The organism is Pigmentiphaga aceris (genome assembly GCF_008119665.1).
GTDB lineage: Bacteria > Pseudomonadota > Gammaproteobacteria > Burkholderiales > Burkholderiaceae_B > Pigmentiphaga > Pigmentiphaga aceris.
The window spans coordinates 3,827,710-3,844,549 of the sequence record NZ_CP043046.1 but is presented as its reverse complement, the minus strand read 5'-3'; the positions used below and the strand labels follow the sequence as shown (position 1 = coordinate 3,844,549).

The following is a 16,840-nucleotide window of genomic DNA, read 5'->3' as shown; positions in this document are numbered from 1 at the left end:
TGATCAACGGCATCCGAGTCGATGAGATGCTAGCGTATCAGCATCACCTGACAGAAAGGCCTCCGCGCCTGCATCCTTCGTGCTGTACATCAGTCGCTGGTGATGTTCAGCGCCTGTTTGCCCTTCGGCCCCTGGGTGATCTGGTAGACCACTTTCTGACCTTCCTTGAGCGTCTTGAATCCGTTCATCTGGATCGCCGAAAAGTGGGCGAACAGGTCATCCCCGCCATCATCGGGGGTGATGAAGCCGAAACCCTTCGCGTCGTTGAACCACTTCACGATCCCGCTGGCGCGGTCGGCGGTGTTGCTGGCGGCACTGCTTTGCTCGGTAGACATGACGGGATTGCCTTTTTTCTTGGGGATGAAATGCAATCGCTTGATTTTGTTGCGCCCGGCCCCCATCTCCCCACCAAGACGCCGGTAAAGGGCGTCGATGCTCGACAGCAACGCGCCCACAGGCGTGCGATGTCGATGCAGCGTTTTGCACGATGCGTGGCAAATACTTGTGGTGTGGATGTAGGTCGGCCGTGGCCGGTGCCCGCATTTTTTCAGCGACTGCCGTACACTTGTTCCAAACGTCTTCCGTCGAAATGATGGAGAAACAAGTCCCTTCAAGTCAAGTGGGTATTCAGCTTACAAGCCAAGCTTACAAGCCGTACAGCGCACTTTGCTTGCGGGGGGATTTCAAGTGGATAGAATAGGCGCATGAGCACCGAGTTCGGGTCGCAGAAAAGCCAGACAACGCTGCTCGAGCGTGAGACCGCCCAAGTCAAGCCGCCACCGATGTTCAAGGTGGTCTTGCTGAACGACGATTTCACGCCGATGGAGTTTGTCGTGCTGATACTGCAAAAGTTCTTCAGCAAGGGGCACGAGCAGGCCACGCAGATTATGCTCAACGTGCATCAACAGGGTCGAGGCGTCTGTGGAATTTATCCGCGCGATGTAGCGTCGACCAAAATCGATCAGGTGAGCCGGTTCGCCAGGCAACACCAGCATCCGCTTCAGTGCATCATGGAGGAAGCGTGATTTCCCAAGAGCTCGAAGTCAGCCTGCACATGGCATTTGTCGAGGCCCGTCAGGCCCGGCATGAATTCATCACCGTCGAGCACTTGCTGCTCGCGCTGCTCGACAATCAGTCGGCAGCTGAGGTGTTGCGTGCCTGCGCAGCCAACGTCGAAGACCTGCGCCGCAATTTGCGCAACTTCATCCATGACAACACGCCGGTCATCCCCGGCACCGACGAGGCCGATACCCAGCCTACGCTCGGTTTCCAGCGCGTGATCCAGCGCGCCATCATGCACGTCCAGTCCACCGGCAACGGCAAGAAGGAAGTCGCCGGGGCCAACGTCCTGGTCGCGATCTTCGGCGAAAAGGACTCGCACGCGGTGTACTACCTGCACCAGCAGGGCATCACCCGTCTGGACGTCGTGAACTTCATGTCGCACGGCATCACCAAGCAGCCCCAGCTCGAAGCGTCGAACACGCCCAAAGAGCCCGAGGCTGAAGCTGAGGCCGAACCGCGTCAGTCGCCGCTCGACCTGTACACGCAGAACCTCAATGCTGCCGCGAAAGCGGGCAAGATCGATCCGCTGATCGGTCGTGAGCACGAGGTCGAGCGTGTCATTCAGATCCTGTGTCGTCGCCGCAAGAACAACCCCTTGCTGGTGGGCGAAGCAGGCGTTGGCAAAACGGCGATTGCGGAAGGCCTGGCGTGGCGCATTACCGAGGGCGAAGTGCCCGACGTCTTGGGCGATGCGGCGGTCTACTCGCTCGACATGGGCGCGTTGCTGGCTGGCACCAAATATCGCGGTGACTTCGAACAGCGCCTGAAGGCGGTGTTGAAGCAGCTGAAGGACAATCCGCGCGCGATCCTGTTCATCGACGAGATCCACACGCTGATCGGTGCAGGTGCTGCATCGGGCGGTACGCTGGATGCCTCCAACCTGCTGAAGCCGGCGCTGTCTTCGGGCCAACTGAAGTGTATTGGCGCAACCACCTACACCGAATATCGCGGCATCTTCGAAAAAGACCACGCGCTGTCGCGTCGCTTCCAGAAGGTTGACGTGACCGAGCCGTCGGTGGAAGAAACCGTGCAGATCCTGCGCGGGCTGAAGCCGCGCTTCGAAGATCACCACGGCGTGAAGTACTCGGCGGCTGCCTTGTCGGCGGCGGCAGAACTGTCGGCCAAGTTTATCAATGACCGTCATCTGCCCGACAAGGCAATCGACGTCATCGACGAAGCCGGTGCCGCACAGAAAATTCTGCCGAAGTCGCGTCAGAAGAAGATCATCGGCAAGTCCGAGATCGAGGATATCGTGTCCAAGATCGCCCGGATTCCGCCGCAGTCGGTATCCAGCGACGATCGCAGCAAGCTGGCCACGCTCGACCGTGACCTGAAGGCGGTCGTGTTCGGTCAAGATCCCGCTGTCGAGGCCTTGGCCGCGTCGATCAAGATGGCGCGTTCGGGCTTGGGCAAGCCGGACAAGCCTACGGGTGCGTTCCTGTTCTCCGGCCCGACCGGTGTGGGCAAGACCGAAGTGGCACGTCAGCTGGCCTTTGTGCTGGGCATCGAGTTGCTTCGCTTCGACATGTCCGAGTACATGGAACGTCATGCGGTGTCGCGCCTGATCGGTGCGCCGCCGGGCTATGTTGGTTTCGACCAAGGTGGTCTGCTGACCGAAGCCATCGCGCGCAAGCCGCACTGCGTGCTGCTGCTCGATGAAATCGAAAAGGCGCATCCCGAAGTCTTCAACATCCTGCTGCAGGTGATGGACCACGGCACGCTGACCGACAACAACGGTCGCAAGGCAGACTTCCGCAACGTGATCATCGTGATGACCACCAATGCGGGTGCCGAAGCCTTGCAAAAGCGCACCATCGGCTTCTCGAACAAGCGCGAGCACGGCGACGAGATGAACGAAATCAAGCGTATGTTCACGCCTGAATTCCGCAATCGTCTCGATGCCATCATCTCGTTCAAGTCGCTCGACGAAGAGATCATCCTGCGCGTGGTCGACAAGTTCCTGATGCAGCTGGAAGAGCAACTGCACGAGAAGCGTGTCGATGTGATCTTCACCGATGCATTGCGCGCTTACCTGGCGCGCAAGGGCTTCGATCCGCTGATGGGCGCGCGTCCGATGCAGCGTCTGATCCAGGACTCGATCCGTCGTGTCATGGCCGACGAACTGCTGTTCGGCAAGCTGACCTCTGGCGGCAAGGTGACGGTCGACGTGAAGGAAAACGGCGAAGGCAATGAAGAAGTGGTGCTGGACTTCAATGAGGGCGCACCGCCCGAAGCTGCGCCGGAACCCGAAGTCGTGCTGACCGAGTAAGCATGCAGGCGTGGTTCAGGACGCAAGTTGATTGATTGCGTCTTCAAGGCCCGGTGTTTTCAAAAACGCCGGGCCTTTGTTTTGGATAGGGCAGTGCAAAGAAACGTGTGTTTGGAAAAATCAGTGCTGCCTTGAATCTGAAAATTTATTGAACACGCTTTACATCAAAAAAAGACACCGCGCTTAAGGGTATCCACGAATAGATCGTGACAAGAGCATAAGTTTCTCGTATAGTTACGGCACTGCACAAATCACGTTTCGGTTTCACCCGGTTTTATATAGGTTCCGACGGCTTCTACTGCCTGGCGACCTGCTCTGCCGAGCTACCTTTCTCGTGGCCAACTCGCAGTCGATCGAGGATGCCTTTGCATCGCTCGACACTGCATCAGCACTGACCTCGTCTTTCCCTTCGCTGGCTCCTGTTCAGGTGCCACCGCGCACGGTGATATCGGTCGGCGCCGATGAACCGTCCGGAGCGGCTATAAGCCAGCTCCGCTTGCACAGCGCCCGTTTCCATTGGTCTGCTCTGTTGCCCCGTTGCCCGTTTTCGAACGGTGCCGCGCGTATCGCATTGTTGTATGCGAATGGCTTCAGGACGTCTGAACGAAATGTGCATGTGCCTCTCAGCGAATGATAGGAAATACGCATGTCTTTTGAAGCCCTTGGCCTGAACCCCGCCATTCTGTCCTCTATTACCGAAGCCGGTTTCACCGCGCCGACGCCCGTTCAAGAACAATCGATCCCGCTGGCCCTGGAAGGCCACGATCTGATGGTGTCTGCACAAACCGGTAGCGGCAAGACCGCCGCGTTCATGCTGCCGTCGCTCAGCCGCCAAGTCGAAGGCTCGCCGCTGCGCGCCACCGGCGTGCGCGTGCTGGTCCTGACCCCGACCCGTGAACTGGCCCAACAAGTTTCCGACGCCACCCGCGTCTACGGCAAGAACCTGAACTGGTTGCGCACCGCCACCGTCGTCGGCGGCATGCCCTACGGCGCACAGATCCGTTCGCTGGCCCGTCGCGTTGACGTGCTGGTTGCCACCCCGGGCCGTCTGCTCGACCACGTGCAAGCCGGTCGTGTGAACCTGTCCGAAGTCGAAACCCTGGTGCTCGACGAAGCCGACCGCATGCTGGACATGGGCTTCATCGACGACATCGAAGCCATCGTTGCCCGCACCCCGGCTACCCGCCAGACGCTGCTGTTCTCGGCAACGCTGGACGGCACCATCGCCAAGCTCGCCGCTCGCATGATGCGCGACCCGAAGCGTGTGGAAGTGTCGAACCAGAAGGAAAACCACGCGAACATCACGCAGACGCTGCTGTACGCGGATGACATGAGCCACAAGAGCCGCCTGCTCGATCACCTGCTGCGCGACGTCAACGTCCAGCAAGCAATCGTGTTCACCTCGACCAAGCGTGCGGCCGATGATCTGGCCAACACCCTGGCCGACGGCGGTTTCGCGTCCGCAGCCCTGCACGGCGACATGAACCAGCGCCAGCGTACCCGTACGCTGTCGATGATGCAGCGTGGTCAAGTCCAGATCCTGGTTGCCACCGACGTTGCCGCTCGCGGTATCGACGTGCAAGGCATCAGCCACGTGATCAACTTCGACCTGCCGATGCAAGCTGAAGACTACGTGCACCGTATCGGTCGTACCGGCCGTGCCGGTCGTGATGGCCTGGCGTTCACGCTGGCTACGCACTCCGAGCGTCACAAGGTTCGTACCATCGAGCGTTACACCGAACAAAGCATTCCGGTGCAAACCATTGCTGGTCTGGAACCGCAACGCGCCCCGCGTCCGGGTAGCGGCGACCGTTCGGGTCCTCGTGGTGCACGTCCTGGCTTCCGTGGCGGTTATTCCCGTGACGGCGCAGCCCCGCGTAGCGGCGGCGGCTATCGCAACGAAGGCGGTGGTGGCTATCGTGGCGAAGGCCGCCCGGCACCTGGTTTCGGTGGCCGTGATGGTGCCGCACCGCGTCCGCAAGGCGACCGTCCGTGGGGCGATCGTCCGGCCCGCTCGGCTGGCACCTGGAGCGACCGCCCGGCACGTCCGGCTGGCGATCGTCCGCAAGCTGCGCGTACCTGGGGCGACCGTCCCGCCGGTGATCGTCCGGCCCGTCCGGAAGGCACTGCACCGCGTCGTTTCGACTCGCGCCGCAAGGTTGCCTAAGGTTCAGGTATCGATGTTGCCCCTGCGGCAGCACCGATAGGTTGACCGCAGCATTTGATAGGTCGGCAGTGCGTTGTAGTCAGCGTTGCCGTCAAAAAAACACCCTGATAGTCGGACTTCTGTCCTGGCGATCAGGGTGTTTTTTATTGTGCGCCCGGGGATGTATCCGCATTTGCGGTTTGGCGTTGAGGACGTGTGTGTGAATCTGCGGGGGAGGCAGGCTGCTTGAGGACGGCATCCCGTTGCGTGTCAACGCTGCCAATCTTCAGCGCAGGTCTTTCAGAACACCGTTTCAAGAAAAAAGGGCTGATCCCAATGCGTGTCGGGATCAGCCCTTTGACTTTCAGATCAAGCCTGAATTTCAGGCGCATCTGTCAGTCAGGTCGTTCTCGGTGCCAGTTGCCTGGTCAGCACGCTAGTGCCGCACTGCAGCGCCACACCGCAATCAATACAGGGCATCAACACACTACCTTGACGCATCGCCTCAGATTTTGAAGCGGCCCAGCAACTGGCCTTGCTGGTCTGCCTGTTCCACCATGACACTACACTTGCCGACCTGGTCTTGTGCCGCCACGGCAACCTGTTGGCTGATGTCGCGGATATTGTTGGTGTTGCGGTTGATCTCTTCGGTCGTTGCGCTTTGCTCTTCTGCTGCCGTGGCGATCTGCGTATTCATGTCGTTGATGCGCAGAATGCCTTCACGAATGCGGTGCAGGATGTCATTGGCCGCTGCGGCTTCGTCGGCAGTCCGGCTTGCACTCTGACGGCTTTGCTGCATGCGCAACTCCGTATTGCGTACGCCGGCTTGCAACTGGTCGATCATCTGGCGGATTTCTTGCGTCGACTGCTGCGTGCGCGATGCCAGTGTGCGCACTTCGTCGGCGACCACGGCAAATCCTCGGCCAGATTCGCCCGCGCGCGCTGCCTCGATGGCTGCGTTGAGCGCCAGCAAGTTGGTCTGGTCTGCAATGCTGGTGATCACCCCAAGAATCGATTCGATGCTGTTGCTGACCTGCGCCAACTCGCTGATCGCCCGTCCTGTGTCTTCCATGTCCACAGCAAGGTGCTTGATTGCGGTGGTCGATTTCTGCACCACAGCTTCGCCGTTTTCGGCTTCCTGGTTGGCGACATAGGCCGCTTGCGCAGCGGTCTGAGTATTGCGCGCCACGTCTTCAGCCGTGACCGACATCTGATGCATGGCGGTGGCCAGTTGGTCCAGTTCACGCAATTGTTGTCGTAGCTGATCTGCGGCAGCGCTGGCCCCGTGCAGATTCAGGTTGATGCCGTCGCGCACCTGGCCTGAACTGCCGGTGACCTGGCCGATCAAGGTCTGCAGATTTCCCAGGAATCCGTTGAACTCGCGTGCTACCTGCGCCACTTCGTCGTTGCCGCTTACCGGCAGGCGGCGGGTCAGGTCACCTTCGCCGCGGCTGACTTCACGAATCGAGCGGTTCAGCAATTCCAGCGGTTTAAGCAGGCGGGTCATGAATGCACCCAGCACCAGCATGCTCAGAATCACGCCCAGGATGGTTGCAACGACAGCGCGCTGGCTCAGGCTGTTGGCTTCTGCCATGACGATGCTTTCATCGAGCACGACGCCGATATACCACTCCATTCCCTTCAGATTGCTAAGGGGAATGAAGGACACCATCAGGTTTTTATCGCCTACCCGCATTTCATGCAGCTCATTACGCAGCGTCGGGCTTTGTCCGCCAAACAGCTCGCTGTAATTCTTGCCGTGCATTTCATTTTTGGGATGGGAAATGATATTTCCGCTCCGACTCAGCAGAAATGCGTAACCGGCACCATCGAAATCGAAGCTGCTGACCGCGTCGGCAATTGTTTTCAGGCGAATATCGCCGCCAATCACCCCCAGTACGGTATTGCCATCGCGCAGTTGGGTAACTGCGGAAATCAGTGTTTCACCTGTCGTGGAATCTACGTATGGTTCGGAAAATACCGCGTCCTGGGCGGCAATGCCGGTGGCATACCAAGGGCGTGTGCGGCCATCCCAATCGGGTTTCGGTTTCCAGGAATCCAGGTTCTTGATGGGTTTTCCGTCGCTTTGCAGCGCCCCGAAAATCAGCAGAAATTCTTCTTTCAACAGGGGGCTGCTGATGACCCGCGTGGTCTCGGCAGGGCTGTATTGGCTGCCAAGATTCTGCGTCAGCAGATTGATCATCTTCAATTTGGCATTCAGCCAATTTTCGATCTGGCGAGCCAGCGCACCGCTTGATTCGGCAATGCTGGCCGATGCGTGTTGACGCAGAGAATCGCGAACTGCGCTGACTTGTACGACGGACAAAAGGCCTGTGGCGAGGAACAGCACGACGGCAGCGGCCAGACTGACCTTGTGGGCAATCTTCATGCAAATAACTCCGGGGGGCGGGGCAGAAGGGGAGGGGAAGAATTTGAAGTAAATAAAAGCGCTGTTTCAACGCGCAGCGATACTAACATTTGCTTACGGCGGCCTTAACGTCGAATCCGGGTAAATAGAATTTCAATTAGCGAGCGAATAGCCCAATGTGCTTTTTTGCGCACATCAGCGCTATGCGAATGAGAATTGGGGCCGGTGCGGTTTCTTTTGTGGTAGAAAGCCCCCATGAACGCCAACGACATTCTTAGCCTGCTCGGCACCCGTGCCGATGACGAGCGCGTGCAAGCGCTCCTGACCCGCCTCGGCACGCCGCTGCGCCCGAAACTGCCGGTTGAGGATTACCGGTTTCATGACTGGATCATGATTCCTGAACTCGGCATCGAGCTTGGGTTCTCGGATTCTCAATTGCAGTCGGGCGGATTTTTCTACCTGTGGGGCAGCGGCGATATTTTGCTGACCCAGGTTTATTTCTATGCCAACTTCGAAGGCATCGATCCCTATCAAGGCGAGTTGCCGTATGGGCTGTCGATGGAAGACAGCCGTGACGCTGTGCGCGCCAAGCTCGCTGCATTCGAGGCAAGCCGTCATTCCGGTCTGAAAGACACCTGGGATGTGGACGGCTACCGCATGAGCGTGACCTACGACGAAGACGAGCTTGCGGTGGCAGGCATCGCATGTCTGGCCGTGCCCGCGCCAGTAAAACGCCTGCGCGAATTCGAGCCGCCCGCAATCGAGGCCATCCTGAAGACCTTTGGTGACCCCCCGAAGCCGGTTGCGCTCAAGCCTGTGTGGCCGGCTGGGTGGGACGACGAGGCCTTGGGTCTGGCGCTTGATGACGGCGAGCTGGACATGACCGACTCCTACGGCGTGACGCTTACCTACGCACGCAAGAACGGCAAGCAAGGGCTGCGCACGATTGCGTTGCATCGCAATGGCGACCTGGCGTCACCGGGTTGGACGGGCGAGCTGCCTGCCGGTCTGGATTTCGAGGACAGCCCCGACACCTTGCTGACCAAGCTGCAGACCAAGCCCATGTATCACATCGATGGTGAGCTGGCCGGGCTGGCGGTATGGACGCTGCCGGATTACACCTTGCACGTGCTCTACAGCAACTTGCACGGGCGTTTGCAGCGCGTGAGCCTGATCGCTCCCGGTCCGTGGCGGCCAGCCGATGTGGATGTCGATGTCGACCAGCAACTCGACTGAATTGTCTGCGTGGTGAAGGCAGGTACCCAGGTAACATGACGGTTATTCGTTCCATTCCAGCATTACGGAGACACCTTCATGAACCGCATCCTGCGTAGCGCGCTGATTTTCGCGCTGCTGGGCGCTGCCGCGTCGGCCCGTGCCGACATCACCATCGGCATCGATTTGTCCACCACCGGTTCGGCTGCTGCCATCGGCATTCCGTCAAAGAATGCGGTCCAGTTGTGGCCGGACCAGATCGGTGGCCAGAAGGCCCGCTACATCATCCTGGATGATGCGACTGACCCGACCAATGCGGTCACCAACGTCAAGAAGCTGATTGCCGACGAGCGTGTCGATGCCATCGTCGGCCCGAACATCACGCCCAGCGCGATTGCGGTGATCGACGCGGTGTCTGAGGGTCAGACGCCTCTGGTGGCGCTTGCTGCGTCTGCAGCCATCATCGAGCCGCAGTCCGATCCGCGCCGCAAGTGGGTCTTCAAGATGCCGCAGAACGATGCGTTGATGGTTACGGCGGTGACTGAGCACATGCGTCGTGCGGGCATCAAGACGCTGGGCTTTATCGGCTTCAACGATGCTTATGGCGAAAGCTGGGCCAAGGAGTTGACCGCGCTGGTGGAAAAGCAGGGCGTGAAGCTGGTGGCCAACGAGCGTTTTGTTCGTACCGATACCTCGGTCACGGGCCAGATTCTGAAGATCATGTCGACCAAGCCGGATGCGGTGTTCATCGCGGCTTCTGGTACGCCTGCAGCTTTGCCGCAGCGTACGCTGGTCGAGCGTGGGTATGCCGGCAAAATCTATCAGACGCATGGCATTGCCACGCCTGATTTCCTGCGTGTGGCGGGCAAGGAGGCGGAGAACACTTTGTTCCCGACTGGTCCGTCAGTGGTGGCTGCCGATCTGCCTGACAGCCATCCGGTGAAGAAGGCTGCGGTGGATTTCGTCAATCGCTACGAGAAGGCGTATGGCGTTGGCACGTCGACTCAGTTTGCGGCGGATGCCTGGGGTGCCTGGCAGTTGCTGGACGATGCGACGGGCCGTGCGCTGAAAACTGGTGCGAAGCCGGGTACGGTGGAGTTCCGTCGCGCGCTGCGTGATGCGTTGGAGTCGACGGCGAATCTGACGGTGCCGAATGGTGTGTTGAATCTGTCGGCCAAGGACCACCAAGGTTTCGATGAGCGCGCACGTGTGATGGGCGTGGTCAAGAACGGCAAGTTCACCTACGCGGCTGAGCAGTAATTGCTGTGCCGGGCGTCGGGGGTTTCTCGGCGCTTGGTTGGTTTGGCTGTTGTTCTGGCGGGCCGCGATGATGTCGCGGCTTATTTTTTGGTGCAGTTGAGTTCTTAAGCGGCGCTTGCGGCGCATGGCGGCAGGCTCAAGCGGTTGCGGTCCTGGCTGCGCCAGGACTCCCCGATGCAATGGCGCGAATCGGGGCGGTCGCGAACTCGCGGGGTGAACAAGCCCCCGGCTTGTTCACAAGCGTCCCGCTCAAACATGCGCTCCCTTGCCTCCCCGATTCGTGCCCTTGCATCGGCGCTACCGATTTCGCCCACCGCCACGCGCCGCAAGCGCCTTGGCGTCAGGTGATTTGAAGAGGTGGTGGCAGGATTGGTAAATCCCGGCGGGTCGTCTTGGCTATCGCGCTTGAGAACCCGCATTTCAGTATGACAAGCCCTGCTCAAAAAGCACGGCTTCTTATCCAGCAAAAATCAGGCACCTGCGCATTGCACGCCGGTGCCATCAACAAGCGCGCTTATGCGCGCCCCGTGCTGCCGAAGCCACCTTCGCCACGCTCCGATGCCGTGAAGTCTTCCACGACATTGAACTGCACTTGCATCACCGGCACGATCACCAACTGCGCCAGGCGCTCGAAAGGTTCCAGCGTGAACGTGGTCGAACCGCGATTCCAGGTCGACACCATCAGCTGACCTTGATAATCCGAATCGATCAGGCCGACCAGATTGCCCAGTACGATGCCATGCTTGTGGCCCAGGCCCGAGCGCGGCAGGATCAGCGCGGCGTAGGCGGGGTCACCGATGTGGATCGCCAGGCCAGTGGGCACCAGCGCGGTCTGGCCTGGGGCCAGCACAATGGCTTCGTCCAGGCAGGCGCGCAGGTCTACGCCGGCGGAGCCGCCCGTGGCGTGGGCAGGCAGGAATTCCCGCATGCGCGGGTCGAGAATCTTGATATCGATGGCTTTCATGAACGACGTGAGTTGAACTGTTTGATGATGAATGCCAGCGTCTCGCTGGCTTGTTGAATCCGTGTCGCACCCGTGGACGATCCCAGGGTGGGCATGCTTGGGGATGAGGGCACCGAGTTCATCGGTGCCGTGGATTCGCCACTGCGCCCCCAGCTGTTGGCGCTGGCGGTGAGCTTGTGTGAACCGGGTACTTTATAGGTGCCGGGCACGGGGCCTTGGCCGGGTGCAAGTGCAGGCGCAGATGCAGATGCCGATGCAGATGTTCGGGCGGCAGGCGCACTGCCTGTCTTGGCAAGGCCTGTAGGGAAGCCGCTGGCTTTGCCTTGCGCCAGCGCGCGCTCAGACGCCTTGGCGGCCCACATCTCCGTAGACATGCCAGCGCCCGGGGCATGGCCACCCTGATTCACCAGGCGATCAACGTAGGCGGCAAAGTCACCGTTCTTCGGTTCTGCGTCGAAGGGCATGTAGGCTCCGCTCAAGTGCCGGGCGACCAGGGTGCGCTCAGGCAGCGATAAGGAAGGAAACGGCGCGGGTCGGTGCGACCGGCCGCTGGTTTTTGGCGAGATGCGGAAAGGGCTTGCTGCGTGACGGCGTTTATCTCGACGCCACGATGATGCGGATTACAACCGGGCCGACACGCTCAGCGCGGCAGGCGTTGTGCGATCTGCGCAATCAATTGTCGCGCACCGGCCAGTTTTGGCAAGCGGGGCAAAGGATGCCCACCCTGCTCGTCGAACAAGGTCAGCACCGATTCGTCCGCCCCGAACGACTGCTGCGCAATGTTGCCCACCAGCAGGGGTACTTGTTTGCGCACGCGCTTCTCGGCGGCGTGGCGTTCCATGTCGTCTGTCTCGGCAGCAAAACCCACACAGTAAGGTGCGTTTGGCAGCGCGGCCACGGTCGCCAGAATGTCGGGGTTGAGTTCGAATTCCAGCGTCATCGAGGCATCGCCATTTTTCTTCAGCTTGCTGGGGCTGACATGCTTGATGCGCCAGTCCGCCACCGCAGCGACGGCAATGAAGACATCGTTGCGCGCGACTTCGGCAAGAACCTGGGCCAGCATATGCTCGGCCGTGTCCACATCCAGGCGCAACACCCCACGCGGAGCCACAAGCGCGGTCGGCCCCGATACCAGCGTAACTTCCGCGCCTGCTTCGTGCGCGGCGCGTGCAATCGCATAACCCATCTTGCCCGATGAATGATTGGTCAGCACGCGCACCGGGTCGATAGGCTCGGCAGTCGGCCCGGCTGTGATCAGCACACGTTTGCCGCGCAGCGGTTTGGGCTGCAGGAAGCTGATGAGTTCTTCGACGATCTCGGTGGCTTCCAGCATGCGGCCGCTGCCGATCTCGCCACAGGCCTGGTCACCATCGGCCGGGCCCAGGATCTGGACGCCATCTGCCCGCAGTTGCGCGGCATTTCGTTGCGTGGCGGGGTGGGCCCACATCTCGCGGTTCATGGCCGGGGCAATCAGCAGCGGGCAGGCGCGCGCCACACACAGGGTAGACAGCAGATCATCGGCAAAGCCGTGAGCCAGCTTGGCCATGAAGTCGGTGCTGGCCGGGGCAATGACAATCGCGGCTGCGCCACGGCTGAGTTCGATGTGGGCCATGTTGTTATGGACCCGGGCATCGAAGGTGTCGGTCCAGACTGGCCTGCCCGACAGTGCCTGCATGCTGACTTCAGTGATGAAGCGGGTGCCTGCCTCGGTCATCACGACGTCAACCGTGGCTCCTTGTTCAGTCAGGCGGCGAACCAGTTCGGCGCTCTTGAAGGCGGCGACGCCACCGGTGATGCCGACGACGATGCGTTGTCCAGCGAGATCCTGCATGGCGTGTTCCGATCAGTAAAAGAGTCTGTCGCGCATGGGGCGACAGGCGGGGAAGGTGGGGCCAAAGCGATGAGGGCGATGTGGGGCTGGCAAGTATCGCGGTGAACGGTGGCGCTGCAAGGTGGCGGTGAACCTGCCTGTCAACGTCTGGATTGCACCTTCTGCGATACCTCCCAGCGGTCTTGGTCAAGACCCTTTGCGCACACGCCTTATTTCATCGACGATCATCAACACGGCACCCACGGTAATGGCGCTGTCGGCGATGTTGAAGGCCGGGAAATACCACTTGTCGTAGTAGAACAGCAGGAAGTCGACCACGTGGCCGTGAATCAGCCGGTCGATCACGTTGCCCAGCGCACCGCCCAGAATGAGCGTGATCGCCCACGAGAACATGCGCTGGTGCCCATGGCGCAGCAGCAGCCAGATGATCAGGGCAGACGCGCCCAGGCCGATTACCGTGAAGAACCAGCGCTGCCAGCCGGCACCGCCGGCCAGGAAGCTGAAGGCCGCGCCACGGTTGTACAGCAGCGTGAAGTCAAAAAAGGGCAGAACCGCCACGCGCTCGCCATACGCGAAGGTGCGGTCCACCATGATCTTGCTCAGCTGGTCGATCAGGATGATCAGCCCGGCGATGCCAAGCCAGCCCATCAACCGCTTCGAGCCCCCGCCCGCCGAGGCGCGGGGCGCTGCCGTGCGCGCGGTCGCCATTATGCGTGCGAGCGGGCTTCACCCGCACCGAACAGGTTGGACACGCAACGGCCGCAGATCAGCTTATTCGAAGCATCTGCGCCCACGTCTGCGCGGTAGTGCCAGCAGCGCTCGCACTTCGCATAGGTGGACGGCGTGACTTCAATGCGCGTCTCGCCCGCAGTGTCTCCCTCTGTGGCATGCACGGTGGCGCGCGAGACGATCAGCACAAAGCGCAGGTCGTCTTGCAGTTCCTGCAAGGCGGCCAGATCGGCACCCGATGCGTAGATGTCCACTTCGGCCTGCAAGGACGATCCGATGCCACCGGCGGTACGCACGTCTTCCAGCTGACGGGTGACCGCAGCGCGCAGTTCGCGCACCTTCGCCCAACGGGTCAGCAGCGCATCGTGGCCAGGAACCTGCGGGACTGCGTGATAGGTCTCGGTGAAGATGGTCAGCGCACCCGGGTTCACCAGCGCCCACGCTTCTTCGGCGGTGAACGACAGGATCGGGGCGATCAGCTTCAGCATGGTCTGCGTGATGTGCCACAGCGCGGTTTGCGCCGAGCGACGCGCCAAGCTGTCGGCACCGGTGGTGTACAGACGGTCTTTCAGCACGTCCAGGTAGAACGCGCCCAGGTCTTCCGAGCAGAAGATCTGCAGCTTGGCGACCACCGGGTGGAATTCATAGACCTCGAAGTGCGACAGCACGTCGGCCTGGAACTGCGCCATGCGGGCCAGTGCCCAGCGGTCGACTTCCAGCATGTCGGCAGGGGCAACGGCCTGCGTCTTGATATCGAAGTCGCTGGTGTTGGCCAGCAGGAAGCGCAGCGTGTTGCGGATGCGGCGATAGCCGTCCACCACGCGTGCCAGGATCTTGTCGTCACCGGCGATGTCGCCGGAATAATCGCTGGCGGCCACCCACAGACGGATGATTTCCGCGCCCAGCTTTTCGCTGGTCTTTTGCGGATCAACGCCGTTGCCCAGCGACTTGCTCATCTTGCGGCCTTGGCTGTCCACCGTGAAGCCGTGGGTCAGCAAGCCCTTGTAGGGCGCGCGGCCGTACATGGCGCAGGCGGTCAGCAAGGACGAGTGGAACCAGCCGCGGTGCTGGTCGTGGCCTTCCAGGTACAGGTCGGCCTCGGGGCCGCTGGTGTGGTGGCCTTCGTCACGCGAGCCGCCACCGCTGATGGCGTTGTCGAAGTGTGAACCGCGCAGCACGTGGAAGTGCGTGGTGCCCGAGTCGAACCACACGTCGAGAATATCGTTGCTCTTGGTGTAGTGCTGGGCTTCTTCCGCACCCAGGATTTCTTCGGCCGTGGCCTTGCTCCAGGCTTCGACGCCGCCTTCCTCGACCATCTTGGCCGCCACGTCCATCAATTCCATGGTGCGCGGATGCAATTCGCCGGTGGCTTGATGCAGGAAGAAGGGCAGGGGCACACCCCAGGAGCGCTGACGCGAGATGCACCAGTCGGGTCGGCCGGCGATCATGTCGCGCAGGCGGGTCTTGCCGTTTTCCGGGTAGAAGCTGGTCTGCTCGATGGCGTCCAGGGCCAGCTGGCGCAGTGTGGCCGGGGCTTTTTCCGACGTGAACACGCCTTCGCCCTCGTCCATGCGCACGAACCACTGGGCAGCCGCGCGGTAGATCACCGGCGTCTTGTGACGCCAGCAATGCGGGTAGCTGTGGGTGATGGTTTCCGTGGACAGCAGGCGGTCGGCATTGCGCAGTGCGTCGATGATGACGGGCACAGCCTTCCAGATGAACTGGCCGCCGAACAGCGGCAGTTCCGCTTCATACACGCCCGTGCCTTGCACCGGGTTCAGGATGTCGTCGTGCGACATGCCGCTGGCGATGCAGCTGTTGAAGTCATCCACGCCATAGGCGGGCGACGAGTGCACGATACCCGTGCCGTCGTCGGCGGTGGCGTACTCGGCCAACAGCACCGGGGCAACGCGGGCATAACCCGGGTCCACGTCGTAGAGCGGATGCTTGAAGTTCAGGCCAGCCAAATTCTTGCCGACGGTAGTCGCCAGCACCGTGCCTTCCAGCTTGTAGCGGGCCAGCGCCTTTTCCACCAGCGCATTGGCCAGCAGCAGCGCGCCGCGCGGCGTGTCGACCAGCGAATATTCCAGGTCCGGGTTCAGGTTCAGTGCCTGGTTGGCCGGGATGGTCCAGGCGGTGGTGGTCCAGATCACGGCAAACGCGGGCTTGGGCAGCGATGCCAGACCGAAGGCTGCAGCCAGCTTTTCCGGCTCGGCCGACTCGAAGCTGACATCGATGGTGTCCGACTTCTTGTCTGCGTATTCGATCTCGAACTCGGCCAGCGAGCTGCGGCAATCGAAGCACCAGTACACGGGCTTCAGGCCACGGTAGACAAAGCCACGCTTCATGATCTGCTTCAAGGCGCGGATTTCGTCGGCCTCGTTGCCCGGATTCATGGTCAGGTACGGATTGTCCCAATCACCCAGCACACCCAGACGCTTGAAGTCTTTCTTCTGCAGCGCGATTTGTTCCGTGGCGTAGGCGCGGCTTTTCGCCTGCACTTCGTCACGGCTGAGATTGCGGCCGTGGGTCTTTTCGATCTGGTTTTCGATCGGCAGGCCATGACAGTCCCAGCCCGGCACATAGATCGCGTCCATGCCCTTCAACTGGCGGGCCTTGACGATAGTGTCCTTCAGGATCTTGTTGACCGCATGACCCATGTGGATCTGGCCGTTGGCATACGGCGGGCCGTCGTGCAGCACGAAGCGCGGACGGCCGGCGCTTGCAGTGCGGATGGCCTGATAGATCTTTTTTTCTTCCCAGTTCTGGACCCAGCCAGGTTCGCGCTTGGCGAGGTCGCCGCGCATGGGGAACAGGGTGTCGGGAAGATTCAGAGTTTCTTTATAGTCCATGGGAACACGAAGAGGGTCGCGTCGGCCCCGATTGCGGGGCGGGCAGGCTGCAAGGCGGAAATTTCAAGACGGAAGTTGTCGGGCGCGGGCCGCAAGGCGCGCATCGCGCCTTCCTGAAAGCGGAACGTCTGAATGTCAGTCATT

The 16,840-nt window shown here is 60.8% G+C and carries 13 protein-coding genes; 5 read left to right on the top strand and 8 right to left on the bottom strand.

What is annotated here, in order from left to right; translation table 11 throughout:
- Positions 1-89: 89 nt before the first annotated feature.
- Entirely contained in the window at positions 90-335 is a 246-nt protein-coding gene (locus tag FXN63_RS16705; protein ID WP_148819441.1) for a cold-shock protein, read from the bottom strand.
- A gap of 369 nt (positions 336-704) precedes the next feature.
- Between FXN63_RS16705 and clpS the strand changes: the two genes are divergently transcribed.
- The 3 genes from clpS (at position 705) to FXN63_RS16690 (ending at position 5,498) form a co-directional block, all read left to right on the top strand.
- Positions 705-1,025, top strand: coding sequence for an ATP-dependent Clp protease adapter ClpS (clpS, locus tag FXN63_RS16700; protein WP_148816350.1), 321 nt, complete (start codon positions 705-707; stop codon positions 1,023-1,025).
- Positions 1,022-3,331 carry an ATP-dependent Clp protease ATP-binding subunit ClpA gene (gene clpA / locus FXN63_RS16695; protein ID WP_148816349.1) on the top strand — a complete coding sequence of 770 codons (2,310 nt, stop codon included), beginning with the start codon at positions 1,022-1,024 and terminating at the stop codon, positions 3,329-3,331. The genes clpS and clpA overlap by 4 nt, the downstream gene beginning before the upstream one ends.
- 646 nt (positions 3,332-3,977) lie before the next feature.
- Positions 3,978-5,498: a DEAD/DEAH box helicase gene (locus FXN63_RS16690; RefSeq protein WP_148816348.1), complete on the top strand. Its 1,521-nt coding sequence runs from the start codon at positions 3,978-3,980 to the stop codon at positions 5,496-5,498.
- Positions 5,499-5,982: 484 nt separating this feature from the next.
- On the opposite strand, the gene FXN63_RS16685 is transcribed toward FXN63_RS16690, so the two are convergent.
- Positions 5,983-7,866, bottom strand: coding sequence for a methyl-accepting chemotaxis protein (locus FXN63_RS16685; protein ID WP_148816347.1), 1,884 nt, complete (start codon positions 7,864-7,866; stop codon positions 5,983-5,985).
- Positions 7,867-8,100: 234 nt separating this feature from the next.
- Here FXN63_RS16685 and FXN63_RS16680 point away from each other — a divergent pair, with 234 nt between their 5' ends.
- Together FXN63_RS16680 and FXN63_RS16675 are read left to right on the top strand one after the other, a co-directional pair.
- Positions 8,101-9,081, top strand: a complete 981-nt coding sequence (locus FXN63_RS16680) for a hypothetical protein (protein WP_148816346.1) — start codon at positions 8,101-8,103, stop codon at positions 9,079-9,081.
- Positions 9,082-9,159: 78 nt separating this feature from the next.
- Complete coding sequence (locus tag FXN63_RS16675; RefSeq protein WP_148816345.1) at positions 9,160-10,320, top strand: ABC transporter substrate-binding protein; 1,161 nt, start codon at positions 9,160-9,162, stop codon at positions 10,318-10,320.
- A gap of 514 nt (positions 10,321-10,834) precedes the next feature.
- On the opposite strand, the gene dut is transcribed toward FXN63_RS16675, so the two are convergent.
- From dut to FXN63_RS26730, 6 genes are all read right to left on the bottom strand, one after another.
- Positions 10,835-11,284 (bottom strand): dUTP diphosphatase, encoded by a 450-nt coding sequence (gene dut, locus FXN63_RS16670; protein WP_148816344.1) that lies wholly within the window; start codon positions 11,282-11,284, stop codon positions 10,835-10,837.
- A complete protein-coding gene (locus tag FXN63_RS16665) occupies positions 11,281-11,748 on the bottom strand; it encodes a hypothetical protein (protein WP_148816343.1) in 468 nt (155 codons plus the stop codon). The genes dut and FXN63_RS16665 overlap by 4 nt, the downstream gene beginning before the upstream one ends.
- Before the next feature lie 176 nt (positions 11,749-11,924).
- Positions 11,925-13,115 (bottom strand): bifunctional phosphopantothenoylcysteine decarboxylase/phosphopantothenate--cysteine ligase CoaBC, encoded by a 1,191-nt coding sequence (gene coaBC, locus FXN63_RS16660; protein WP_148816342.1) that lies wholly within the window; start codon positions 13,113-13,115, stop codon positions 11,925-11,927.
- Positions 13,116-13,301: 186 nt separating this feature from the next.
- Complete coding sequence (gene lspA / locus FXN63_RS16655; protein ID WP_148816341.1) at positions 13,302-13,823, bottom strand: signal peptidase II; 522 nt, start codon at positions 13,821-13,823, stop codon at positions 13,302-13,304.
- Positions 13,823-16,696, bottom strand: coding sequence for an isoleucine--tRNA ligase (gene ileS, locus FXN63_RS16650; RefSeq protein ID WP_148816340.1), 2,874 nt, complete (start codon positions 16,694-16,696; stop codon positions 13,823-13,825). The genes lspA and ileS overlap by 1 nt, the downstream gene beginning before the upstream one ends.
- Positions 16,675-16,839, bottom strand: a complete 165-nt coding sequence (locus tag FXN63_RS26730; RefSeq protein ID WP_187394924.1) for a hypothetical protein — start codon at positions 16,837-16,839, stop codon at positions 16,675-16,677. The genes ileS and FXN63_RS26730 overlap by 22 nt, the downstream gene beginning before the upstream one ends.
- Position 16,840: the final 1 nt, after the last annotated feature.

Excerpts from the sequence above, each read along its gene's own strand:
- FXN63_RS16705 (WP_148819441.1), bottom strand. The coding sequence starts at position 335 with ATGTCTACCGAGCAAAGCAGTGCCGCCAGCAACACCGCCGACCGCGCC.
- clpS (WP_148816350.1), top strand. The coding sequence starts at position 705 with ATGAGCACCGAGTTCGGGTCGCAGAAAAGCCAGACAACGCTGCTCGAG.
- FXN63_RS26730 (WP_187394924.1), bottom strand. The coding sequence starts at position 16,839 with ATGACTGACATTCAGACGTTCCGCTTTCAGGAAGGCGCGATGCGCGCC.
- coaBC (WP_148816342.1), bottom strand. The coding sequence starts at position 13,115 with ATGCAGGATCTCGCTGGACAACGCATCGTCGTCGGCATCACCGGTGGC.
- FXN63_RS16680 (WP_148816346.1), top strand. The coding sequence starts at position 8,101 with ATGAACGCCAACGACATTCTTAGCCTGCTCGGCACCCGTGCCGATGAC.
- FXN63_RS16685 (WP_148816347.1), bottom strand. The coding sequence starts at position 7,866 with ATGAAGATTGCCCACAAGGTCAGTCTGGCCGCTGCCGTCGTGCTGTTC.
- FXN63_RS16665 (WP_148816343.1), bottom strand. The coding sequence starts at position 11,748 with ATGCCCTTCGACGCAGAACCGAAGAACGGTGACTTTGCCGCCTACGTT.
- dut (WP_148816344.1), bottom strand. The coding sequence starts at position 11,284 with ATGAAAGCCATCGATATCAAGATTCTCGACCCGCGCATGCGGGAATTC.
- ileS (WP_148816340.1), bottom strand. The coding sequence starts at position 16,696 with ATGGACTATAAAGAAACTCTGAATCTTCCCGACACCCTGTTCCCCATG.
- lspA (WP_148816341.1), bottom strand. The coding sequence starts at position 13,823 with ATGGCGACCGCGCGCACGGCAGCGCCCCGCGCCTCGGCGGGCGGGGGC.
- FXN63_RS16675 (WP_148816345.1), top strand. The coding sequence starts at position 9,160 with ATGAACCGCATCCTGCGTAGCGCGCTGATTTTCGCGCTGCTGGGCGCT.
- FXN63_RS16690 (WP_148816348.1), top strand. The coding sequence starts at position 3,978 with ATGTCTTTTGAAGCCCTTGGCCTGAACCCCGCCATTCTGTCCTCTATT.